At 72.9% G+C, this 21,365-nt stretch carries 20 protein-coding genes; 14 read left to right on the top strand and 6 right to left on the bottom strand.

What is annotated here, in order from left to right:
- From ACIWVC_RS13675 to ACIWVC_RS13650, 6 genes are all read left to right on the top strand, one after another.
- The coding region (locus ACIWVC_RS13675; RefSeq protein ID WP_396454189.1) for a tetratricopeptide repeat protein at positions 1-954 on the top strand (954 nt) is incomplete at its 5' end.
- Between the two features lie 2 nt (positions 955-956).
- Complete coding sequence (locus tag ACIWVC_RS13670; RefSeq protein WP_396448170.1) at positions 957-2,009, top strand: PP2C family protein-serine/threonine phosphatase; 1,053 nt, start codon at positions 957-959, stop codon at positions 2,007-2,009.
- Entirely contained in the window at positions 2,006-3,298 is a 1,293-nt protein-coding gene (locus ACIWVC_RS13665) for a VWA domain-containing protein (protein WP_396448171.1), read from the top strand. The genes ACIWVC_RS13670 and ACIWVC_RS13665 overlap by 4 nt, the downstream gene beginning before the upstream one ends.
- A gap of 5 nt (positions 3,299-3,303) precedes the next feature.
- Entirely contained in the window at positions 3,304-3,996 is a 693-nt protein-coding gene (locus tag ACIWVC_RS13660) for an FHA domain-containing protein (RefSeq protein ID WP_396448172.1), read from the top strand.
- Positions 3,993-5,528, top strand: a complete 1,536-nt coding sequence (locus tag ACIWVC_RS13655) for a hypothetical protein (RefSeq protein WP_396448173.1) — start codon at positions 3,993-3,995, stop codon at positions 5,526-5,528. Before ACIWVC_RS13660 ends, ACIWVC_RS13655 begins: the two co-directional genes overlap by 4 nt.
- Positions 5,529-5,547: 19 nt before the next feature.
- Positions 5,548-6,363: a glutamate ABC transporter substrate-binding protein gene (locus tag ACIWVC_RS13650; RefSeq protein WP_396448174.1), complete on the top strand. Its 816-nt coding sequence runs from the start codon at positions 5,548-5,550 to the stop codon at positions 6,361-6,363.
- A gap of 2 nt (positions 6,364-6,365) precedes the next feature.
- Here the strand turns inward: ACIWVC_RS13650 and ACIWVC_RS13645 are convergent, their stop codons facing one another.
- Entirely contained in the window at positions 6,366-6,719 is a 354-nt protein-coding gene (locus tag ACIWVC_RS13645) for an STAS domain-containing protein (protein ID WP_396448175.1), read from the bottom strand.
- Between the two features lie 409 nt (positions 6,720-7,128).
- Here ACIWVC_RS13645 and ACIWVC_RS13640 point away from each other — a divergent pair, with 409 nt between their 5' ends.
- The 7 genes from ACIWVC_RS13640 to hisC all read left to right on the top strand — a co-directional run bounded on the left by ACIWVC_RS13640 (position 7,129) and on the right by hisC (position 12,600).
- The gene (locus ACIWVC_RS13640; RefSeq protein WP_396448176.1) at positions 7,129-7,800 is read left to right on the top strand and encodes a lysophospholipid acyltransferase family protein; all 672 of its coding nucleotides are present in this window, start codon (positions 7,129-7,131) and stop codon (positions 7,798-7,800) included.
- A 113-nt stretch (positions 7,801-7,913) separates the two neighbouring features.
- Positions 7,914-8,606: a hypothetical protein gene (locus tag ACIWVC_RS13635; protein ID WP_396452232.1), complete on the top strand. Its 693-nt coding sequence runs from the start codon at positions 7,914-7,916 to the stop codon at positions 8,604-8,606.
- Between the two features lie 156 nt (positions 8,607-8,762).
- A complete protein-coding gene (locus ACIWVC_RS13630) occupies positions 8,763-8,906 on the top strand; it encodes a hypothetical protein (RefSeq protein WP_396452234.1) in 144 nt (47 codons plus the stop codon).
- Positions 8,907-9,027: 121 nt separating this feature from the next.
- Positions 9,028-10,374 carry a flotillin family protein gene (locus tag ACIWVC_RS13625; protein WP_396452236.1) on the top strand — a complete coding sequence of 449 codons (1,347 nt, stop codon included), beginning with the start codon at positions 9,028-9,030 and terminating at the stop codon, positions 10,372-10,374.
- Between the two features lie 82 nt (positions 10,375-10,456).
- Positions 10,457-11,131, top strand: a complete 675-nt coding sequence (locus ACIWVC_RS13620) for an NUDIX hydrolase (RefSeq protein ID WP_396452238.1) — start codon at positions 10,457-10,459, stop codon at positions 11,129-11,131.
- A gap of 71 nt (positions 11,132-11,202) precedes the next feature.
- The gene (locus tag ACIWVC_RS13615) at positions 11,203-11,478 is read left to right on the top strand and encodes a DUF6401 family natural product biosynthesis protein (RefSeq protein WP_396452239.1); all 276 of its coding nucleotides are present in this window, start codon (positions 11,203-11,205) and stop codon (positions 11,476-11,478) included.
- A 42-nt stretch (positions 11,479-11,520) separates the two neighbouring features.
- The gene (gene hisC, locus ACIWVC_RS13610; RefSeq protein ID WP_396452241.1) at positions 11,521-12,600 is read left to right on the top strand and encodes a histidinol-phosphate transaminase; all 1,080 of its coding nucleotides are present in this window, start codon (positions 11,521-11,523) and stop codon (positions 12,598-12,600) included.
- Positions 12,601-12,678: 78 nt separating this feature from the next.
- Here hisC and ACIWVC_RS13605 read toward each other — a convergent pair whose 3' ends face one another.
- From ACIWVC_RS13605 to purD, 5 genes are all read right to left on the bottom strand, one after another.
- Positions 12,679-14,007, bottom strand: coding sequence for a transcriptional regulator (locus tag ACIWVC_RS13605; RefSeq protein WP_396452242.1), 1,329 nt, complete (start codon positions 14,005-14,007; stop codon positions 12,679-12,681).
- A gap of 755 nt (positions 14,008-14,762) precedes the next feature.
- The gene (murA, locus tag ACIWVC_RS13600; RefSeq protein WP_396452251.1) at positions 14,763-16,049 is read right to left on the bottom strand and encodes a UDP-N-acetylglucosamine 1-carboxyvinyltransferase; all 1,287 of its coding nucleotides are present in this window, start codon (positions 16,047-16,049) and stop codon (positions 14,763-14,765) included.
- Between the two features lie 301 nt (positions 16,050-16,350).
- Positions 16,351-17,133, bottom strand: coding sequence for an MOSC domain-containing protein (locus ACIWVC_RS13595; protein ID WP_396452244.1), 783 nt, complete (start codon positions 17,131-17,133; stop codon positions 16,351-16,353).
- Positions 17,134-17,220: 87 nt separating this feature from the next.
- On the bottom strand, positions 17,221-18,531 hold the full coding sequence (gene purB / locus ACIWVC_RS13590) for an adenylosuccinate lyase (protein ID WP_396452245.1): 1,311 nt from the start codon (positions 18,529-18,531) through the stop codon (positions 17,221-17,223).
- A gap of 73 nt (positions 18,532-18,604) precedes the next feature.
- Complete coding sequence (purD, locus tag ACIWVC_RS13585) at positions 18,605-19,852, bottom strand: phosphoribosylamine--glycine ligase (protein WP_396452247.1); 1,248 nt, start codon at positions 19,850-19,852, stop codon at positions 18,605-18,607.
- A 368-nt stretch (positions 19,853-20,220) separates the two neighbouring features.
- Here purD and ACIWVC_RS13580 point away from each other — a divergent pair, with 368 nt between their 5' ends.
- Positions 20,221-21,306 carry a magnesium and cobalt transport protein CorA gene (locus ACIWVC_RS13580; RefSeq protein WP_396452249.1) on the top strand — a complete coding sequence of 362 codons (1,086 nt, stop codon included), beginning with the start codon at positions 20,221-20,223 and terminating at the stop codon, positions 21,304-21,306.
- The last annotated feature ends 59 nt before the right edge of the window (positions 21,307-21,365 follow it).

The following is a 21,365-nucleotide window of genomic DNA, read 5'->3' as shown; positions in this document are numbered from 1 at the left end:
GCGTTCGACGGCGCAGCGCTCGACGGCGCCGCCATCCTGGCGCCGCTGGAGCCGCCCGCCGCGGCGGCGGCGCTGCCCGTCCCGCTGGTGTCGGCGTTCGACCCGGCCGCCGCGTTCCTCGCCGGGCTGACCGCCCGCGACCCCGGCGACCTGGCCGCCGCGCTCGGCTCCGCCCCGGTCGCGTCGCGCGAGGTGCGGCTGGCGCTGCTGCGCGTCCGCATCCTGCTGGGCGACCTCGGCGGCGCCGCGCGGCTCCTGGAGGAGATCGCCGCCGAGGCCCCGGACGACTGGCGCGTCGACTGGTACCGGGGCGTCCGCGCCCTCGCCGGCGGGCGCGCCAAGGAGGCCGTCGCCGTCTTCAACGACCTGTACGACCTCGCCCCGGGGGAGCAGGCGCCCAAGCTGGCGCTCGCCTTCTGCTACGAGACCCTCGACGACATGGGCAACGCCAGCCACTTCTACGAGACGGTCTGGCGCACCGACCCCACCCACGTCAGCGCCGCGTTCGGGCTGGCCCGCTCCTGCCTCGCCGCCGGCGACCGGGCCGCCGCCGAACGCGTCCTCGACTCGGTGCCCCGCGTGTCCAGCCACTACCTCGCCGCGCAGCTCGCCGCCGTCGCGACCGCCGTCCGCGGCCGCAGCCCCGGCGAGCTGGACGCCGCCGCGCTCATCGGGGCGGGCCGCCGCCTCGCGTCGCTGCGCCTCGACACCGAGCGCGCCGCCGCGTTCACCGCGGAGGTCCTGGAGGCCGCGCTCGGCTGGCTGCGCGCCGAACGCATCCCGGTCCCGGCCGGGTTCCGGCAGCAGATCCTCGGCACCGACCTGGACGAGCCCGCGCTGCGCGCCAGGCTGGAGGAGACCTACCGCGTGCTTGCCAAGCTCGCCGACGACGCCGGGCACCGGCACGCGATGGTGAAGCGCGCCAACGCCGTCCGCCCGAGGACGCTCTTCTGACCATGAGCACCGACCAGCGCACCCCCGCCACCGTCTGCCCCACCTGCGGCGAGCCGGCCCACGACCGCGACCGCTTCTGCGAACGCTGCGGTGCCCCCGACCCCTCCGCCCCGCGCCCCGCGGCCCCGCCGCCCCACCCCGGCGCGGCCCCGCCGCCCCACCCCGGCGGAACCTCGTCCGCCGCGCCCGCCCCGGCGGTCGGATGCGCGGACTGCGGGGGAGCGGCCGTCGGGGCGGACGGGTTCTGCGAGCACTGCGGGCTGCGGCAGACGGGCGGCCGGGAGCACGCCGAGACCGATCTCGGGGAGGCCGGGGCGGCGGTCAGCGACCGCGGGCTGCGGCGCACCGGGAACGAGGACGCGTTCGCGATCGCCGCGCTGCCGCGGGGCGCGTGCGCCGTGGTGTGCGACGGGGTCGCGACGGCGCCGGGGTCGGCGGAGGCGGCGCGGCGGGCCGCCGACGCGGCGCTGGCCGTGCTCACCGGGCGCGTGTCCGCCGGCATGGACCCGCGGGGCGCGACCCGCGCGGCCGTCGCGCGGGCCGCCGAGGTCGTGGCGGCGCTCGCGCACGACCCGGAGGCGTCGCCCGCCTGCACGTTCGCGTCGGCCGTCGCCGACGCCGCCGGCGTCACGGTCGGCTGGGTCGGCGACAGCCGCGCCTACTGGCTCGCGGAGACGGGCTCGCGCCCGCTGACGCGGGACGACTCGTGGGCCGCGGCCATGATCGAGCAGGGCGCGATGACCGCCGCGGACGCGTGGGCCGACGAGCGGGCGCACCTGATCACGGCATGGCTGGGCGCCGACGCGGGGCCCGTCGAGCCGCACGTCGCCGCGTTCCGCCCGGACGCTCCGGGGCTGGTCGTGGTGTGCAGCGACGGGCTGTGGAACGACCTGCCGGAGGCGGCCGACCTCGCGGTCGTGGCGCTCGGCGGCGCGGACGGCCCGGTGGGCGCCGCGCGGCGGCTGCTGCGGGCGGCGCTGGACGCGGGCGGGCACGACAATGTCACGGCGGCGGTGCTCCCCTGGCCGCCGCGGGGTGGAGAGCGGGGCAGATGAGCGGGTTTCCGGAGTTCACCGTCCGCGTCGACCAGAACGCCTACCTTCCGGCGGGCGGGCGGGAGATGCACGCGATCGTCACCGTGACGGCGCGCGGCTCGGGCGGCGGCGGCGCCCCCGCGGCGGAGATCATCCTCATCGACACGTCGGGCTCGATGTCGTACCGGGGGAAGATGACCGCGGCGAAGCGGGCCGCGCGGGCGGCGGTGAACGTGCTGCGCGACGGCGTCCACTTCGCGGTGGTCGCGGGCGCGAACCGGCCGCGGATGGTCTACCCGCAGGGGGAGCGGCTCGTCGCGGCGGACGAGACGTCCCGGCGCAGCGCGGTGAACGCGATCGGGCGGCTGGAGGCGGCCGGCGGGACGGCGATCGGGTCGTGGCTGCGGCTCGCCGAGCGGCTGTTCACCGGGCACGACGACGCGGTCAGGCACGCCATCCTGCTCACCGACGGCAAGAACCAGCACGAGACCCCCGAGGAGCTGGAGGCCGCGCTGCGGGTGTGCGAGGGCCGGTTCCTCTGCGACGCGCGCGGCGTCGGCACCGACTGGGACGTCGCCGAGCTCCGCAAGATCACTTCGGCGCTGCTGGGCGGGTTCCTGGACGTCCCCGACCCCGCCGACCTGGAGGCCGACTTCCTGGCGATGACGCGGGCCGCGATGAGCAAGGAGGTCGCCGACGTGGCCCTGCGCGTGTGGACGCCGCAGCAGGCGCGGCTCCGGTTCCTCAAGCAGATGGTCCCGGCCGTGGAGGACCTCACCGGCCGCCGGGTCGAGTCGGGGCCGCAGACCGGCGACTACCCGCTCGGCGCGTGGGGGAACGAGACCCGCGAGTACCACCTGTGCGTCGAGGTGCCGCCCGGCGACGTGGGACGGCAGATGCGCGCCGCGTGGGTGAAGCTCCTCGCGGGCGAGCAGGTCCTCGGTTCCGGGAACGTCCTCGCCGAGTGGACGGACGACGAGGCCCGCTCGACCCGCATCAACAAGCGGGTGGCGATCCACACCGGGCAGTCGGAGCTGGCCGAGGCGATCCAGGAGGGCCTGGAGGCGCGCCGCGAAGGCGACGAGGACCGCGCGACCGCCCGGCTCGGCCGCGCCGTCGTCCTCGCCCGGGAGGTCGGCAACGAGCAGATCTCCGGGCTGCTCGACCGCGTCGTGGACGTCGTCGACGAGGCGACCGGCACCGTCCGGCTGAAACGCGACGTGTCGAAGGCGGACGAGATGTCGCTCGACACCCGCTCCGTCCGCACCGTCCGGACCCGGCACGCCGACGACGACAGGCCCGGGGGCTGAGGCCCATGCCGATCTGCCCGAGCGGGCATGCCTCCGAGGCCGCCGACTACTGCGACGTGTGCGGCGACCTCATCGGCGGTGCGCCCGCCGCGGAGCCGGGGCCCGGCGGCGCGCCGGCGTGCCCGCACTGCGGGACGCCGCGCTCGGGCCGCTTCTGCGAGGTCGACGGGTACGACTTCGACACCGGCACCATGTACACGGTCGAGCTGGCGATCGACCGCGCGGCGCACGCGGTGCCGCTGGTGCCGCAGCCGCGCACCGGCAGCGCCCCGGTCGCGCCGCCCGGCCCGCACGCGCTGGTCGCGGCGGACCGCGCCTACTTCGACTCGGTCGTCGCCGAGCTCGGGCCCGGCGCCCAGGGCCTGGCGTTCCCGCCGTACTGCCCGGAGCGGCGCGTCCCGCTGCGCGGCGGGGAGGTCCGCATCGGCAGGCGCAGCGCGTCCCGCGGGATCGTGCCGGAGATCGACCTGAGCGCGCCGCCCGAGGACCCGGGGGTGTCGCATCTGCACGCCGTCCTGCTGGCGCAGCCGGACGGCACCTGGAACCTCGTCGACCCCGGCTCGACGAACGGCACGACGGTCAACGGCGGCACCGAGCCGATCCCGGTGAACGCGCCGCTCCCGATGGCCGACGGCGACCGCATCCACGTGGGCGCCTGGACGACCATCACGCTGTCCCTGCAGGAAGGCCCGCCATGACGATGAGTCCCGCGCAGCCGGCGGCTCCCGCTCCCCGGACGCCGGACCCGCCCGGACCGGCCGTGCCCGGACCGGCCGCGCCCGTCCCGCGGCGGCAGCGCGGCGGCCGGCTCCGGACGTTCTTCCGCGGCCGCTGGCTGAAGACGATCCCGGGCCGCATCCGCGCGCACGTGGTGCTGTGCCTGGCCGCGCTGGTCGCGCTGCTCGCCGTGCTGTCCGTGGCGATCGGGAACGCGCGCGACTCGGTCCAGACGATCGGGCACGACGCGGGCCCGCAGGTCGTCGCGACCGGCACCCTGTACTTCGCGCTCAGCGACATGGACGCCCAGGTGTCCAGCATCCTGCTGATCGGGCGCGAGCACGGCCTCGGCATCGGCTACGACGAGTCGCTGCGGGTGTACGAGAAGCGCCGCGCGGAGGCGGACGCCGCGGCGGTGCAGGCCGCGCAGCTCGCCGGGCGCGACCCGGCGCTGAAGCAGACCGTCCAGGAGGTGCTGGACGGCCTCGGCAAGTACGAGCGGCTCGTCGGCCAGGCCATGCAGCTCGACGCCCAGTCGAACCACGCGCCCGGCGAACTGCCCGGCCCGGTCATCGACGCGTACCGGCAGGCGACCGACCTGATGAAGCTGCAGCTGCTGCCGAAGGCGTACAACATCACGCTCGACAGCGGCGCGCACGTCCGGCAGTCCTACGAGGTCAAGCGGTCGGCGGTGCTGGCGGGACGCACCTGGGTCGCCGTCACCGGCCTCGTCGCGCTGCTGCTCCTGATCGCCACGCAGCTGTACCTGGCCCGGACGTTCCGCCGCCTCCTCAACCCGGCGCTGGTGCTGGCGACGCTCGCGACCGTCGTCCTCACCGCCGTCGGCGCGGGCCTGCTGACGGCGCACGCGGGCCACATCAGGAAGGCCAAGGAGGACGGGTTCGACTCGATCCTCCAGCTGTCGCGGGCGCGGGCGATCAGCCACAGCGCGTTCGCCGACGAGAGCCGCTACCTCCTCGACCCGGGGCGCGCCGACACCTACGAGCAGACCTACCTCGACAAGTCGCTGTCGGTCATCTACCCGGACCTCGGCGACAAGCCGGTGAACCTGGAGAACTACTACGCGGGCCTGGAGCAGAAGGTCGCCCCGTACAAGCCGGGCCAGGGCGCCGTGCCGTTCCTCGGCTTCTTCGGGGACGAGGCGCGCACGGTCGACGAGGGCCGCGAGGCGGACGCGCTCGCGAAGACGCTCCAGGCGTACCGGACCGTCCAGCGCAACGACCAGCGGATGCGGCAGCTCGCCGAATCCGGGAACCGCGCCGGGGCGATCGACCACCGGATGGGGCGGACGTCCGGCGCCATCCGCGACTTCGGCGCGTTCGACGCCTCGCTCAGCGCGCTGACGGCCGTCCACCAGGACGCGTTCGACGAGGCGATCCGGGACGCCGACGGCGGGCTGCGCGGCTGGAACGCCGTCCCGCCCGCGGCCGCCGCCGTCATCGCGCTCCTGATCCTCGCGGGGGTTCGTCCCCGGCTGGCCGAGTTCCGCTGACCGGAGGAGAGCAGAGACCATGCGCGCCACCCGAGCGACCGCCGCCGTCCTGACCGCGACGGTGCTGGCGGGCTGCAGCCTCGGCGGCACCGAGGAGGAGTCCGTCGCCGACAAGGGCTCCCTGGTCATCGGCGTGAAGGCGGACCAGCCGGCTCTCGGCGTCAAGCGCCCGGACGGGACGTACGAGGGCTTCGACGTCGACGTCGCCACCTACATCGCGGGCAAGATGGGGGTGCCGAAGGACCGCATCACGTGGAAGACGACGAACTCGTCGGTCCGCGAGGAGGCGCTGGCCAAGGGCACCGTCGACATGATCGTCGCCACCTACTCGATCACCGCGAAGCGCAAGATGAAGGTCACCTTCGCCGGCCCCTACTACGTCGCCCACCAGGACACCTTCGTCCGCGCCGGCGCCGCGTCCATCAGGAACGTCCGCGACCTCAAGGGCAAGCGGATCTGCGAGGTGACCGGCTCCAACTCCTGGCGCCGCGTCATCGAGGAGCGCAAGGTCGCCGCCAAGCCCGTCACCGTCGGCACCTACGGGGCCTGCATGGACGCCCTCGCGGCGGGGAAGCTCGACGCGGTCTCGACCGACGACCTCATCCTCGCGGGGTTCGCGGCCGGCCGCCCCGGGCGGATGATCAACGCGCCGTTCACCGACGAGAAGTACGGCGTCGGCCTCAAGAAGGGCGACCTGAAGGGCTGCGAGGAGGTCAACCGCGCCATCACCGCCATGTACCAGGACGGTACGGCGCAGCGCCTGCTCACCAAGTGGTTCGGCAAGTCGGGGCTGAAGCTGACGACGAGCGTCCCGCAGTTCGAGGGCTGTACCTGAGGTCAGGGCGTGGTGGTGGACGGGAACGCGACGATCGCCTCGCGCAGCGTGTCGTAGATCGGGATGAACTTGTCGATCCCGGTGATGCGGAACACCCGCTGCACGCGCGGCGGGAGCGCCACCAGCGCGATGTGGCCGCCGTGCTCGCGCGCGCGGCGGTTCGCGGCGACGAGCGCGTTCAGGCCGGTGGAGTCGCAGAACGTGACCTCGCGCATGTCGACGACCATCGGCTCTCCGGTGTCGACGACCTCGAACAGGGTCTCCTCGAAACGCGTCCGGGACACCACGTCGATGTCGCCCTGGACGCGGACGACCGTGCAGCGGTCGTCGCGCATCAGGCTGATGTCGAAGTCCATGGTCACCTCACGCCCCACTCCGGTGGTACCCGGCCATCTCAGGTGACTCCACAGGATCGCGCACCCGTGCCCGCATTCCAAGCTCTCACCGGGAATAGGGACCGGGCACGCGGCCCGCGCCCCGGACCGTAACGCCTCCCGGGCGCCCGGCCGGTCCCCCGTGCAGACTCTACCCGACGTGCCGTCCGGGCCGTCCGGATGCGTCCGGGGACATCCGGGAAACGGGGGCAATAACTTACTCAAGAGAAACTTACCCGATGGTAAGAAATGGCGTCCAATCTCACTCGGCCGACCCTTGACCTGCGGCTGGGCCATTTCTTACCGGCCTCCCGGTGCGAAAGGCCGACGCTGACTCCGGCCCGGATCGGCGCAGAGGTTACAGTGGCGGTGGCGAAATTCGGGAGGCTGGATGTTCTACACGTTCATGACGCGCGTGGTGCGGCCGATCCTCTGGCTGCTATTCCGGCCCCGCGTCGTCGGCGGCGAGAACGTGCCGAGCTACGGGCCGCTGATCGTGGCGAGCAACCACCTGTCGTTCATCGACAGCTTCATCATCCCGCTCGCCGTCCCCCGCCCGGTCACCTACATCGCCAAGGCCGACTACTTCGAGGGCGGCGGGCTGAAGAAGGGCTTCGTCCGCTGGTTCCTGACCAACCTCGGGCACGTCCCCGTCCGCCGCGGCGCCCGCCGCGCCGCGATGGGCGCCCTCGAACAGGCCGCCGAGGTCCTCGAGAACGCCGGCGCGTTCGCCATCTACCCCGAGGGCACCCGCTCCCCCGACGGCCGCCTCTACCGCGGCCGGACGGGCGTCGGCTGGCTCGTCCTGGAATCCGGCGCCCGCGTCCTGCCGGTCGCGCTCGAGGGCACCGAGAAGATCCAGCCCATCGGCGCCGCGTTCCCGCGCGTCTTCGGCCCCCGGCCCACCGTCCGCATCGGCCCGCCGATGGACTTCTCCCACTACCGCGACCTGCCCCCGGCCAAGGCGCGCCGCGCGATCACCGACGAGATCGTCGAGACCATCCAGAAGATGTCCGGCCAGGACTACGCCGGCGAGTACAACGAGCGCGCGGAGCAGAGCTAGCGGAGCCCTCCGCGGCGCGGGCCTCCGGCTCCGGCCGCCGCGCGCGGAACTGTTGCCGCCGGGGGCGTGTCGCCGGGGGGCCGGGACGGGGAGCGGGCCGTAATGTCGCGGCCATGGTGCACAGGTTTCTCCCGATCGTCCTGTTGGTGACGGCCGCCGGTGCGAGCGCGTGCGGCGGCGGCGAACGCGCCCGGGAGGTGCACAGCACCGCCCGCGCCGAGGTGGCGGGCATCGGGTACACCTCCGACCAGCTCGCGCAGGCGCTGCTCGGGGAGGCGCCCGGGTACCGGCGGGCCGGGGAACCGGATTCGGGGGAGTACGGGTCGCTGAAGGCCATCCAGAACGCCGCGAGGCTGCAGCGGGAGACCACCCTGGACAAGCCGCGGTGCGGAAGGGCCCGGCCCGGCGGCGCCGTGGCGGGCGACGTCCCGGCGGCGCTCGTCTCGTTCACCGGGAGCGCCGGGCGGACCGCCACCGAGACGCTGATGGGCATGTCCCCCGCCGACGCCGAGAAGCAGATCAACGCGCGCGTACCGGCCGGCTGCCTGCGGTTCCGCACCAAGGTCGGGTCGCACTGGGCCGAGCACCGCGTCGTGCAGACGCCGCGCGGCGACATCGGCGAGGGCTCCCGCACGGTCGGCGTCTCCACCACCAGCGGCGCCGCGCGTACCCGCACCTGGTACGTCGTGTTCCGCGGCCGCCACTACCTCGCCACCGTCAGCGTCTTCGGCCCGTCCGTCACCCGGGAGGACGCCGAGCGGCTCGCGCGCGAGGCGCACGCGCAGGCCGAACGCGTCCTGCCGTGAACCGGCCGTGCGAGCGCGGCGGATCAGCGGATACGGTTCGGCTTACACGGGGTCGCGGGACGCGGCCCCGGGCGCGCCGTTCTCCCGGGAGTCTCATTGATCGGTAAAGAAGGGCGGGTCACCGGCCGGATAGGGCCGGGGCTCGTGGGGGAGGTCATGATCCCTGTCCGCGGCGGGGTCGAGGCGTTCTACGCGCACCCCGTGAACCCGCAGGACGAGATCGCCGTGGGAACGATCGTCGTGGTCGTCGAGCACCACCCGCCCCGGACGGTGTACGTGGCGCCCGCACTGCCCCAGTGAGCCCGGCCCGCCGATCCCGGCCTGCGGAAAGTGGCGCAAACAGGCCATCCGCGCCGAGAACCGAACGCGCCTCCCGTGCGTCTGAGGGGAAACGCGCACTGACATCTGAAGAGGAGGCCGTATGCCCGTAGTCGCCGTGGCGATCGGTGTCGTGGTCGCCGTCATCGTGCTGATCGTCTTGTTCAAGATGGTCTGGCGGGTCGCGGAGCCGAACGAGGCTCTGATCATTTCCGGGCTCGGCGCCAGATCCAAGCCGATCGACGGCGTGGACAGCCTCGGATTCAAGATCGTGACCGGCAAGGGGACGTCCGTCCTGCCCGGTTTCCAGGTCGCGCGGCGCCTCCGGCTCGACAGCCGGGCCGCCAACCTGGAGGTGAACTGCGTGACGCAGCAGGGTATCCCGGTCAAGGTGCGCGGCGTCGTGATCTACAAGGTCGGGGACGACTTCGTGTCGATCGCCAACGCGGCACGGCGGTTCCTGGAGCAGCAGTCGTCCATGGACGGCGCGATCCACGAGCTGTTCACCGGCCACCTCCGCTCGATCATCGGCAACCTCACGGTCGAGGACCTGATCCTCAACCGGGAGCGGCTGACGAGCGAGACGCGCAGCTCCGCCGCCGATGAGATGAGCAAACTGGGCCTGGTCGTCGACTCCCTGCAGATCCAGGAGATCGACGACGAGACGGACTACATCACGAACCTCGGCCGTCCGCATGCCGCGAAGGTGGCCGCCGCGGCCCGCATCGCGGAGGCCGAGAGGAACCAGGAGGCCACAGAGCGCGAGCAGGAGACCGAGCGGCAGAACGCCGCCGTCATCCGCGACACCGAGATCAAGAAGGCCGAGTACGAGGGCCAGGTCCAGCAGGCGGCGCAGCAGGCCCGGCAGGAGGTCATCCTCAAGGAGACCCGCAACGCCGAGCTGGAGGCCGAGCGCACCGAGAAGCGGCTGGAGAGCGAGATCCGCAAGCCGGCCGACGCCCGCGCGTACGAGCAGGTGAAGCTGGCCGAGGCCGAGCGCGAGGAGCGCATCGCGCAGGCCCAGGCCGCCGCGACCGAGATCCAGCTGCGCGCGCAGCGCGAGGCGGAGGCCACCCGGATCCTCGGTGAGGCCGAGGCGGACGCGATCCGGCAGAAGGGGCTCGCGGAGGCCGAGGCGATCAAGGCCCGCGCGGAGGCGCTGGCGAAGAACACCGACGCCGTCATCGCGCAGCAGCTCGCCGAGCAGTGGCCGCAGATCGTCGAGGCCGGCGCGGGCGTGTTCGGCAACGTCGACAACATGGTCGTGCTCAACGGCGCCGAGGGCGTCGAGGACATGCTCGCCAAGGCGCTCACGCTCGGCGGCACGGGCCTCGGCGTCGCCCGGCAGCTCCTCGCCAACCTAAACGGGCCCCAGGGCGCCGCCGCCAACGGCCACAACGGCGTCCCCGCCGCGACGGTCCCGGTGGAGGCGCCCAAGGAGGACGGCTGACACCCCCGACCCGACGAAGGCCCGGCCGCCCGGCCGGGCCTTCTTGGCGTTGGGGGCCGCCGGCTGACGCTAAGTTCGATGCATGTCCGTGCCGCGGCTCGCCGTCTCCGTCGATCTCGTCGTCCTCACCGTGCGGGAGCAGCGCCTGTGCGCGCTGATGTGGCGGCGGGACCGGCCGCCCTACGCCGGGGCGTGGTCGCTGCCGGGCGGGTTCATCCAGCTGGAGGAGGACCTCCCCGTCGCCGCGTCCAGGCTCATGGCGGAGCGGGCCGGGCTCGCGGACGTGCGGATCCACCTGGAGCAGCTCGCGACCTACGGCTACCCCGACCGCGACCCCCGGCAGCGGGTGGTGAGCGTCGCCTACCTGGGGCTGGCGCCCGACCTGCCCGCGTCCAGCCGCGCGCAGGTGCTGTGGACGGCCGTGGACGACCTGCTCCACCACGACAAGGCCGCGTTCGACCACCGGCGCATCCTGTCCGACGGGGTCGAGCGGGCGCGGGCGAAGCTGGAGTACACCTCGCTCGCCGCCGCGTTCTGCCCGCCCGAGTTCACCGTCGCCGAGCTGCGCCGCGTCTACGAGATCGTGTGGGGCACCAGCCTCGACCCGCGGAACTTCCACCGGAAGGTCACCGGCGCCGACCGGTTCCTCATCCCCACCGACCGGACGACGACGCGGGACGGCGGCCGCCCGGCCCGGCTGTACCGGCGCGGCGACGCCGAGCAGCTGCGCCCGCCGATGCTGCGCCCGCGGCCGTGACCCCGCCCAGGCCCGCGGCCTGGGGGGCGAGCGTCGCGACCACCGCCGGTCGGTTGCTATTTTCGGCCCCTATGAACGGTGACGAAGCGCTCGGCCCGCTCGTCCGCGACATCGGCGCCGCCGGTGTCGCGGAGATGGCCGGCTCCCCCGGGCTCGCGGCGGCCGTCGACCAGCACGTGGCGACCCTGCGCGACGAGCTGGGCAGCCCTGGCGAGACGGAGCTCATGGAGTACCTGCACGGTTTCGCCGAGGACGCCTTCAACCGCGGCTGGTGGCCCGACGACCCGCGGGACTGGGAGTTCGTCCGCATCGTGGCCGTTTGCTGGATGATGAGGGACGCTGCGTAGGCTGAGGGGTCATCACCCCCATGTGCGATCTGGAGGACAACGGTGTCCGAGGCAACCACTCCGCGCTTCCGCTCCGTCCTCGACCGGTTCGTGGCATACAAGCCCGGAAAGGTCGCGGTGTCACCGGAGGGCCGCTCGTTCAAGCTGTCGTCCAACGAGTCGCCGTACGGCCCGCTGCCGTCGGTCGTCGACGCGATCGCCGAGGCGGCGCGGAACGTCAACCGCTACCCCGACAACAACGCGACCGCGCTGACCGACGCGATCGCGTCGTTCTGCGGCGTCCCCGCCGACCACGTCGCGGTGGGCTGCGGCTCCGTCGGGATGACGCAGATGCTGCTGGAGGCCGTCGCCGAGCCGGGCGCCGAGGTCGTCTACGCGTGGCGGTCGTTCGAGGCGTACCCGCTGCTGGTGTCGCTCTCCGGGGCGACCGGCGTGCAGGTGCCGCTGAAGGACGAGACCCACGACCTGGCCGCGATGGCCGACGCGATCACCGGTAACACGCGGCTGGTCTTCGTCTGCAACCCGAACAACCCGACGAGCACCGTCGTCCGACGCGCCGAGATCGAGGCGTTCCTGGACCGCGTGCCCGCCGACTGCCTGGTCGTCCTGGACGAGGCGTACCGCGAGTACGTCCGCGACGACGAGGTCCCGGACGGCCTCACCCTCTACGGCGACCGCCCGAACCTCGCGATCCTCCGCACGTTCTCCAAGGCGTACGGCCTCGCCGGGCTGCGCATCGGGTACCTCGTCGCGCACCCGGAGGTGGCCGGTGCGATCCGCAAGACGTTCCTGCCGTTCAGCGTGAACTCGGTCGCGCAGGCCGCCGGCGTCGCGTCCCTGGCGGCCACCGACGAGCTCCTCGAACGCGTCGAGGGGACGGTGAAGGAGCGCGACCGCGTCCGCGGCGCCCTGCTCGCCGACGGCTGGACGGTCCCGCCGAGCGAGGCGAACTTCGTCTGGCTGCGCCTCGGCGACCGGACCATGGAGTTCTCCGACGCGTGCGACGCCCAGGGCGTCAGCGTCCGCCCCTTCGCCGGCGAGGGCGCCCGCGTCTCCATCGGCTCCCCCGAGGAGAACGACGCCTTCCTGGCGGTGGCGAAGTCCTTCCCCCACCGCAACTGACCCGTCCCTCGGGCCGCGGCCGGGCGCGCGGGCGTCCGGCCCCGGAGGGCACCGCGAGGCTCCCGGCCCGTCTTCGCCCTAGCCGGCCTTCGCGGGGCCCAGCTTCTCCACGATGAGGCGGTAGAGCTGGCGGGGGCGGCCCGGCTGCGGAGTGCGGTTCGGCGGGAGCGGCCAGGCGAGGCCCTCTTCGACCAGGGTCCGCAGGAGGCGGCGGGCCGTGCGGGGGGTCACGCCGAGCATCTTGCCGGCGTTCTCCGCGTCCACGATCAGGGGCTGCTCCTGGTCGCCCAGCTTGTCGGCCAGGCGGGCCAGGATCTCCAGGCCCTTCGGCTTGGCCTGGGGCTGCGTGCGCGGCGGCGTGCGCGGGGCCGGGACCAGGGCGCGGCCGTCGCGGTCGAGCGCGAAGCCCTGGGCGCGCTGGGAGCTCTGGGAGCGGGCCAAGGCGGCGCGGGCGTGGTTCTCGGCCTCGTGGGCCGTGCGGCCCATGCCGATGCCCACCTCGATGGCCAGGCCCAGCTCTTCGCGGACGCGTTCCACGAACGGCGGGGTGCGGAAGCCCTCGGTGGAGGCCGTCACCGAGCCCCGTGTCGCGATGACCAGGTAGCTGTGGTCGTCCAGCGGCCAGACCGAGGCGTTCATGCGGTGCGCCTCCTGGAGCAGGACGCGGTGCAGCGCGAGCTTCAGCTCGTCCCGCCAGTAGCGCGGGGTCACGCGGCGGGGCGTCTCGCGGAGGGTCGGGACGTCCACCAGGACCACGACGAGCTGGGACTCCTCCAGCCGGTGGTGCGCGCCCAGGAGGGCGGCTGTCTGCAGGGAGCTGCGGATCGCGGCGCCCGTCGGGCGGACGCGGATCGTGGGGACGCCCGCCATCTCCATGCGCTCGGCCGTGGCGTGCACGCAGGTCATCGCCACCGTGGTCGCGCCGCGCCGCCAGAGGCGCTCGTGGAACGCGGCGAGCGTGCCGGGCCCGGCGGCCTCCTCCCGCAGGTGCACCTGCTCGGTGCCGAGGTTGATCTCGGAGTAGGCCTCCTCCACCTCGGCGCGGCCCAGCACGTCGATGCTGACCCGGGCCGGGTCGAAGCGCTCGTCGAGGGACGCCCGCAGCAGCGCGCCCTGCAGCGCCGCGCCGTTCAGCGGGACGTACGTGGCGGGCATCGTCAGCACGCCGGCCTTGCGGGCGAAGTCGTAGGGGACCGGGCTCGCGAACAGGCACACGTCCACGCCCGAGCCGAGCCGCACGACCTTGTCGGCCGCCTCCTGCTCGTCCCGGTACGCGGCGGCCACGAGCCGGCTCGGTACCGGAGTGGGGCCGTGGCCCATCAGCATGACCCGTTCAACGAGGTCGTGGGGGCCCACGACGCCGATTGTGAGATCGGGCGTGACCGACCCCGTCCGTGCCGCCGTCATCGATGCTCGCTCGCTTCCGGTCCGTCCTCTCGGCGGGGGCGCCGCCCCGGCCACCTGTTCGCGCACGTCTCGCCCAACGGTTGACTCCATGGGCTCGTCGCCCCTGCCTCCTGACCCGGCGCCGCGATCGCCTTCCCGCAGCCCCACCTGCCGAGAAGCGGAGGAAGGCTCCTCCGCCGGGAGATCGGGTCAGGGTGACGAGATGTGACACCCAGACGCGAAATCGAATCAAGAGTGCGGCGAAAAAGTAACCTACGCGACCCCCTGGTCAGTAATTTGTCACCATTCGGGCAGTCTCGATCTAGCATCTTCGGATGTCCGAAGTTGAAAGGCAAGACCCCAAAACACGGCTCGGGGCCCCTCCTGACGCTCTCACGTACAGGAAGGACCCCTGGAGTACCGGTTTGGTTTACCTGCGGGCCGAAATCCGGACGAGTCGACGCCGGCCGCGCCGGAAAGACGAACGATCCGTTCCGCGGCCCGCGATGATCAGGCTCGGTGATTATTTACCGGGTTACGGTCCATCCGATCCGGAGCGTTCCATGGGGTTTCTTCCCAGGTCAGCGGTCCGGATCGGCGACTCGCGAGGCGCATCGCCGCACCGCTGCGTAGTTGTCCCGTAACTCTAAGCTCCGAAAATTCAGGCCCCGGCGTTACATGCCCCGTCAGGTGCGAACGCGGAGTTGGTCAGGACGGGGCCACAATCGGCCGTTCGCGGCCCCGCCGCGCGGCGCTACTCCGCCCGCCGCGCGGCGCTACTCCGCTTCGCGGACGATCTCGGCGCCCAGCTGCGACAGCCGCTCCGCGGTGTGCGCGTGCCCGCGGTCGAGGTAATAGGCCGAGGTGATCGTCGTCTCGCCCTCGGCGGCGAGGCCGGCGAGCACGAGCGCGCTGCCGCAGCGCAGGTCGTGCGCCTCCACCTCGGCGCCGCGCAGCGCGCGCGGGCCGTTCACCTTCGCGCGGTTGCCGTCCACCTCGATGTCGGCGCCCATCTTCGCCAGCTCGCCGGCCAGCTTGAACCGGCCGTCGAAGATCCGCTCGTAGATGTAGGACTGGCCCTCGGCGAGGCAGGACAGCGCCATGATCGGCGACTGCAGGTCGGTGGCGAAGCCCGGGTACTCGTCGGTGATGACGTTGATCGGGCGGAGCGTCCGGTCGCGGTGCACCTGCAGGACGGCGCCCTGCTGGCGGAACTCGACGCCCATCTGCTCCAGCTTGTCGGCGGCGACGCCGAGGTGCTCCAGCGTCGCGCCGACGAGGTTCAGGTCGCCGCCGGTGATCGCGGCGGCCATCACGAACACGCCGGCGTCGATCCGGTCGGGCATCACGGTGTGCTCGACGGCGGTCAGCTCGTCCACGCCCTCGACCGTGACGAACCCGGTGCCGCCGCCGCTGATCCTGGCGCCCATCGCCTGCAGGATCGCGATGTTGTCCAGCACCTCCGGCTCCAGCGCCGCGTTCTTGATCAGCGTGGTGCCGCGGGCCAGCGCCGCCGCCATGATCAGGTTCTCGGTGCCGGTGTGCGAGGGAGTGTCGCAGTAGAGCGTCCCGCCGCGCAGGTCGCCGGCCTTGATGTGGATGATGCCGTCGCCGTTGTCGGCCACGTGCTCGGTGACCGTGGCGCCCATCCGCTTGAAGCCGTTGTAGTGGAAGTCCAGGTTGCGGCTGCCGAGGTTGCAGCCGCCGACGCCCTCGATGACCGCCTCCCCGAGCCGGTGCAGCAGCGCCGGGACGAACAGGAACGAGCCGCGGAAACGGGACGCGATCTCGGCGGGCAGCACCGGGCTGTTCAGCGAGGACGCGTCGATCACGAGGGTGCGCTCGGTCTCGTGCAGCTCGGCCTTGGCCCCGACGGCGCGGGCCAGCTCCACCGCCCGCCGCACGTCCTCGATGATCGGGACGTTCCGCAGGACGGTGCGCCCCTTGGCGGCCATCAGCGAGGCACCGATCATCGGCAGGACGGCGTTCTTCGCCCCCTGGATGAATACCGTGCCGTGCAGCCGCCTGCCGCCGCGCACGCGGTAACGAACCTCGTGGCCCATGCTCATGCCGCCTTACTCCTTCTCGGGTGCGGGTAGGTGCCTGCCATCAAGCGGGAGCACGAGGGCCGGCGCGCCGAACGGTGTCCCCCCTCTGCGCCAACGCGACCCCAGTAAACCACCGGACCGGACATGTGCCGTCCGGCCGCGGCACGCTGGCGTCAGTCTGCTTGGTGAGACCTTCGCTCGGCGCAAAAAGTTCGCACTCCCCCAGGAAATTTCCCAAGGTGAGCCTAGGGGCGGCGTCCCGCCCAGGGGCGGCAAACGTGATCATTTATGCGGAACCGCCCGGCCGGGCGGCGGGTCAGCGGGCTTCGAGGACCTCGATCCCGTCGCCGACCGCGAGAGTGCCCAGCGCGCGCGGGACGGCGTTGTAGCCGAACTGGATGCCGCGGTCCCGGGTCCGGTAGGCGGCGAGCGTCCGCAGGGGCTCACGGCCGCGCTCAGCGGTCTCCTGGTCGGTGGTCGTGATCAGGCAGCGGGCGCACGGCTTGACCATCTCGATGACGGCCTCGCCCACGCGCAGGAGGCGGACGTCGTCCTCGCCGTACGGGCCGAGGCCCTCGATGACGAGGCTCGGCCGGAACCGGTTCATCGGGAGCGGTTCGTCCAGGCGCGCGTTGAGGTCGGCCAGGGACTCGGCGGAGATGACCAGCAGCGGGTACCCGTCCGCGAACATCACCTCGCCGCCGCCCCGCGACGTCGGCCGGTGACCGGTGAAGCGCACCAGCCGGCACTCGGTGTCGAGCAGCTCGGAGAACCAGGCCGCGGCCTCCTCGCCCTGGTCGATGCCCTGGCACTCCTTGCGGTGGACGGTCACGTCCAGGACCTCGCCGTCGTCCACGGCCTTGTGGACGAGCTGCGCGGCGCCGGGGAAGCCCACCGTGAGGACCTCGCCGTCGTAGGACGGGCGCAGCAGCGCCATCTGCGCGAGGTCCCGCTGCGACAGGAAGCGCCCGTCGGGGCGGACCAGCATGAACTCGCGGTCGAACCGCAGGCCCCTGGGCGTCAGCTCGGCGCTGCGCAGCGCGGTCCCGCCGCCGCTCTTGAGCGGGTAGGCGTTCAGCTCGGTCAGGGTCCCCGTCAAGGCCCCTCCTCGTGTCGGCTCGGCGTGGCCGGCGCCGTGTCTGCCCGGCCCGTGTCGGCTCGGCCCGCGGGCGGGCCCGGCGGTTCGTCAGGTCAGCGCGGCCAGCCGGTCGAACACCGGGCCCAGCCGCTCGACGAAGCGCTCCGGACGGCATACCTCGTCCAGGCGCTCCTCGTCCAAGGCCAGGCCCGCCTCCGCGGCGTGCTTGCGCAGCGTCTCGCGGAACGGCGTCCCCGTCTCCCACGTCTCCATCGCCGCCTTCTGGACGAGCGGGTACGCCTCGTCGTCGCGCGACATGCCCGCCTCGACCAGTTCCAGCAGCACCGTCGATGTGTAGATTAGACCGCCGGTCGACTCCAGGTTCTCCCTCATACGCGCCTTGTCCACCACGATTCCGGACATGAGGCGGTTCGTCAGGTTCAGCATGTAGTCGAGCGCGATGGCCGCGTCCGGCAGCGCGATCCGCTCCGTCGACGAGTGCGAGATGTCGCGCTCGTGCCACAGCGGGATGCCCTCCAGCACCGGGACGATCTGCGCCCGCACGATCCGCGCCATCCCGGCGAGCCGCTCGGAGATGATCGGGTTCTTCTTGTGCGGCATCGCCGAGGAGCCCTTCTGGCCCTTCCCGAACGGCTCCCACAGCTCCCGGACCTCGGTGCGCTGCCCGTGCCGCACCTCCAGCGCGATCGCCTCGCACACCGTCGCCATGATCGCCAGAGACGACACCCACTCGCCGATCCCGTCCCGCATCACGACCTGCGTCGACACGTCCGCCGGCCGCAGCCCCAGCTTCCGCGCCACGTGCAGCTCGATCGCCGGGTCGATGTTGGAGTACGTCCCGACCGCGCCCGAGATGGCCATGACGCCCACGGCCTCCCGGGCCCGCCGCAGCCGGTCCCGGGACCGGGCCATCGCGAACGCGAAGTCGGCGACGCGGTGCCCCCACACGTCCGGCTCGCCGTGGATCCCGTGCGTCCGCCCGACCCGCAGCGTCCCCCGGTGCTCCAGCGCGTGGTCGCGCAGCGTCGCCACCAGCCGGTCGGCCTTCTCCAGCAGGATGTCGGTGGCCTCGACCAGCTGCAGCGCCAGCGCGGTGTCCAGCAGGTCGGACGACGTCATCCCGAAGTGGACGTACCGCGCGGCCTCCCGCGGCTCGGTGTTGTCCGCCCACGCCGACAGAAAGGCGATCACGTCGTGCTGCGTGACCGCCTCGATCTCGTGCACCGCCTCCGGCGTCGGCGGCGGCGCCTTGCGCACCGGCTCCACCACCTCCGGCGGGATCGTGCCGGCCTCCGCGTGGGCCTCGACGACGAGGACCTCCACCCGGCACCACAGCTCGTACTTGTGCGCGTCGCTCCAGACGCGCCCCATCTCCGGAAGTGTGTACCGCTCGATCACCCGCCCATTCTCCCAGGTCCCGCGGCCGCTCCGCGCGCCCGGGTCGCCGCCGCCCCCGGCGGTGCGCGAGAGCTCAGGCCAGGGCGGCCTTCAGGGCGATGTCGGTGCGGTGGTGGGAGCCGCGGAGGGCGATCTTGGAGAGGGCCTCGTAGGCGGTCGCGCGGGCGGCGGAGAGGTCGGGGCCGGTGCCCACCGCGTTCAGGACCCGCCCGCCGTTGGCGATGAGCCGGCCCTCGGCGTCCAGCTTCGTGCCCGCGTGGAGGATGTAGGCGCCGTCCACCTCGGACGCCTCGTCCAGACCGGTGATCTCGTCGCCCTTGACCGGCGCGGCCGGGTAGCCCTCGGCGGCGAGGACGACCGTGACGGCGGAGCCCGGGTGCCACTCGGGACGGAAGCCGGGGTCCAGGCCGCCGATGGCGCACGACTGAAGGAGCTTGGCCGGCGGCGTCGCCAGGCGGTCCAGAACGACCTGGGTCTCCGGGTCGCCGAAGCGGGCGTTGAACTCCACGACGCGGACGCCCTTCGAGGTGAGGGCGAGGCCCGCGTAGAGGGTGCCGACGTAGGGGAACTCGCGGCGGCGGAGTTCGTCCACCGCGGGCTGGACGACCGTGGACATGACCTCGTCCACCAGGTCGGGGGAGATCCAGGGGAGCGGGGTGTAGGCGCCCATGCCCCCCGTGTTGGGGCCCGCGTCGCCGTCGTAGGCGCGCTTGAAGTCCTGGGCCGGGAGGAGCGGCACGGCGTGCTGGCCGTCGCACAGCGCGAACAGGGAGACCTCGGGGCCGTCCAGGAACTCCTCGATGACGACGCGGTCGCAGTCGGCCGCGTGCCGGGACGCGACCGCGCGGTCCTCGGTGACGATGACGCCCTTGCCGGCGGCGAGGCCGTCGTCCTTCACCACGTAGGGCGGGCCGAACGCGTCCAGCGCCTCCTCGGCCTGCGCGGGCGTGTCGCAGACGCGGGCCGCCGCGGTGGGGACCCCGGCCGCGGCCATGACCTCCTTCGCGAACGCCTTGGACGCCTCGATGCGGGCGGCTGCGCGGTCCGGGCCGAAGCACGGGATGCCGGCCGTGCGCAGGGCGTCGCCGACCCCGGCGACCAGCACGGCCTCCGGGCCGATGACGACGAGGTCTGCGCGCAGGCGCTCCGCCAGCTCCCGCACCGCCGTCGGGTCGCACGGGTCGAGCTGGTGGTTGTCCGCGATCTCGGCCGTGCCGGGATTGCCCGGGGCGCAGTGGAGCGCGGTGACGGCGGGGTCGCGGTGCAGGGCGCGGGCGAGCGCATGCTCGCGGCCGCCCGATCCAAGGACGAGTACTCGCACGTGACGCGAGCTTACAGATGCCGGCACGGGGAATGAGGAGCGCGACCCCGGTCGTTGCGGAGATCGAGCCGAGTGAGGCGACCGTCACAGCGGGGTGGGTGAACCTGCCAGTTATGGGCCGCGTCCTAAATGTCGGCTGGTAAGCTGCCACGGGCTTTACCGCCCGGTGTCGAGGTGCGTGAAAGGAGGTGGTCGGGATGAGTCCTGGTGATCCTTGCAGTTCGCCGGAAAACCCCCACAGTCCGTACCGGACTGCCCTTCCGTCCGCCTCCATCTGGCGTCCGGCCGCCGTGCTCGCGCGCTCCCTTCGCTGACCAGCCTGGGTTGAGCGCGCGCTGCGTGCGTGGCCGGCGGGTTAGGAGCACCTCATGGCCATGACACGAGTCCGTCCGGGCCGCGCGCTGTTCAAGACGCGCGGCCGCCCCGCAGGCGTGCCGGCTCCGAACCGCGATTCCGCCGTCATCGACTGGGCCGCCTACATCGACGGCCACCGGGTCTGCACCGACACCGTCGCCGACGCCGTCCGCATGATCCGCGACGGGCGCCTCGTCGCGGACGGCGACAGCGCCGGATTCGTATGGGTCGGCCTCCACGAGCCGACCGCCGCCGAACTCGCCGACATCGCCGAGGTCTTCGGCCTGCACCCGCTCGCGGTCGAGGACGCGATCCACGCCCACCAGCGGCCCAAGCTGGAGCGCTACGACGACGTCCACTTCGTCGTGATGAAGACCGTCGGATACGTGGCCAGCGAGCCGGGCGGCCACGAAGCCGTCGTCACCGGCGAGGTCATGCTGTTCTGCGGCCCCGACTTCGTCGTCACCGTCCGGCACGGCACCCACGGCGAACTCGGCACCGTCCGCCGCGACCTGGAACGCGACCCGGGCCGCCTCGCGCTCGGCCCAGCCGCCGTCCTCCACGCCGTGGCCGACCGCGTCGTCGACGGCTACGTCAACGTCGCCAACGCCGTCATGGAGGACATCGACGAGGTCGAAGAGGCCGTCTTCTCCCCCGAACGCACCGACGAGTCCCGCCGCATCTACCGACTCAAGCGCGAAGTCATCCAGCTCAAGCGCGCCGTCGGCCCCCTCGCCGGCCCCCTCCGCAACCTCTCCGGCCGCCGCTTCGTCCCCGCCGAGATCAGGGAATACCTGCGGGACGTCGAAGACCACCTCACCCGCGTCCGCGAACAGGTCGAGTCCTACGACGAACTCCTCAACCCCATCCTCCAGGCGCACATGACGCAAGTCACCGTCGCCGACAACAAGGACATGCGCAAGATCTCCGCCTGGGGCGCCATATTCATGGTCCCCACCGCCATAGCGGGCATCTACGGCATGAACTTCAAGCACATGCCCGAAACCCAATGGCAGTTCGGCTACCCGATGATCCTCTGCATCATCGGGCTGGCCTGCTTCTCGCTGTACAGGGGTTTCCGAAGGAACGGCTGGTTGTAACGCGGCTAGCCCAGGGGGGCGACCCCCTGGAACCCCCGTTAGCGACGCAGGCGATCCTC

The organism is Actinomadura sp. (assembly GCF_044508335.1).
Lineage (GTDB): Bacteria > Actinomycetota > Actinomycetes > Streptosporangiales > Streptosporangiaceae > Spirillospora.
This window is presented reverse-complemented; position numbering and strand designations above follow the sequence as displayed.

Coding starts and splice junctions, on each gene's coding strand:
- ACIWVC_RS13670 (WP_396448170.1), top strand. CDS start 957: ATGAGCACCGACCAGCGCACCCCCGCCACCGTCTGCCCCACCTGCGGC.
- ACIWVC_RS13665 (WP_396448171.1), top strand. CDS start 2,006: ATGAGCGGGTTTCCGGAGTTCACCGTCCGCGTCGACCAGAACGCCTAC.
- ACIWVC_RS13660 (WP_396448172.1), top strand. CDS start 3,304: ATGCCGATCTGCCCGAGCGGGCATGCCTCCGAGGCCGCCGACTACTGC.
- ACIWVC_RS13655 (WP_396448173.1), top strand. CDS start 3,993: ATGACGATGAGTCCCGCGCAGCCGGCGGCTCCCGCTCCCCGGACGCCG.
- ACIWVC_RS13650 (WP_396448174.1), top strand. CDS start 5,548: ATGCGCGCCACCCGAGCGACCGCCGCCGTCCTGACCGCGACGGTGCTG.
- ACIWVC_RS13645 (WP_396448175.1), bottom strand. CDS start 6,719: ATGGACTTCGACATCAGCCTGATGCGCGACGACCGCTGCACGGTCGTC.
- ACIWVC_RS13640 (WP_396448176.1), top strand. CDS start 7,129: ATGTTCTACACGTTCATGACGCGCGTGGTGCGGCCGATCCTCTGGCTG.
- ACIWVC_RS13635 (WP_396452232.1), top strand. CDS start 7,914: ATGGTGCACAGGTTTCTCCCGATCGTCCTGTTGGTGACGGCCGCCGGT.
- ACIWVC_RS13630 (WP_396452234.1), top strand. CDS start 8,763: ATGATCCCTGTCCGCGGCGGGGTCGAGGCGTTCTACGCGCACCCCGTG.
- ACIWVC_RS13625 (WP_396452236.1), top strand. CDS start 9,028: ATGCCCGTAGTCGCCGTGGCGATCGGTGTCGTGGTCGCCGTCATCGTG.
- ACIWVC_RS13620 (WP_396452238.1), top strand. CDS start 10,457: ATGTCCGTGCCGCGGCTCGCCGTCTCCGTCGATCTCGTCGTCCTCACC.
- ACIWVC_RS13615 (WP_396452239.1), top strand. CDS start 11,203: ATGAACGGTGACGAAGCGCTCGGCCCGCTCGTCCGCGACATCGGCGCC.
- ACIWVC_RS13605 (WP_396452242.1), bottom strand. CDS start 14,007: ATGACGGCGGCACGGACGGGGTCGGTCACGCCCGATCTCACAATCGGC.
- murA (WP_396452251.1), bottom strand. CDS start 16,049: ATGGGCCACGAGGTTCGTTACCGCGTGCGCGGCGGCAGGCGGCTGCAC.
- ACIWVC_RS13580 (WP_396452249.1), top strand. CDS start 20,221: ATGGCCATGACACGAGTCCGTCCGGGCCGCGCGCTGTTCAAGACGCGC.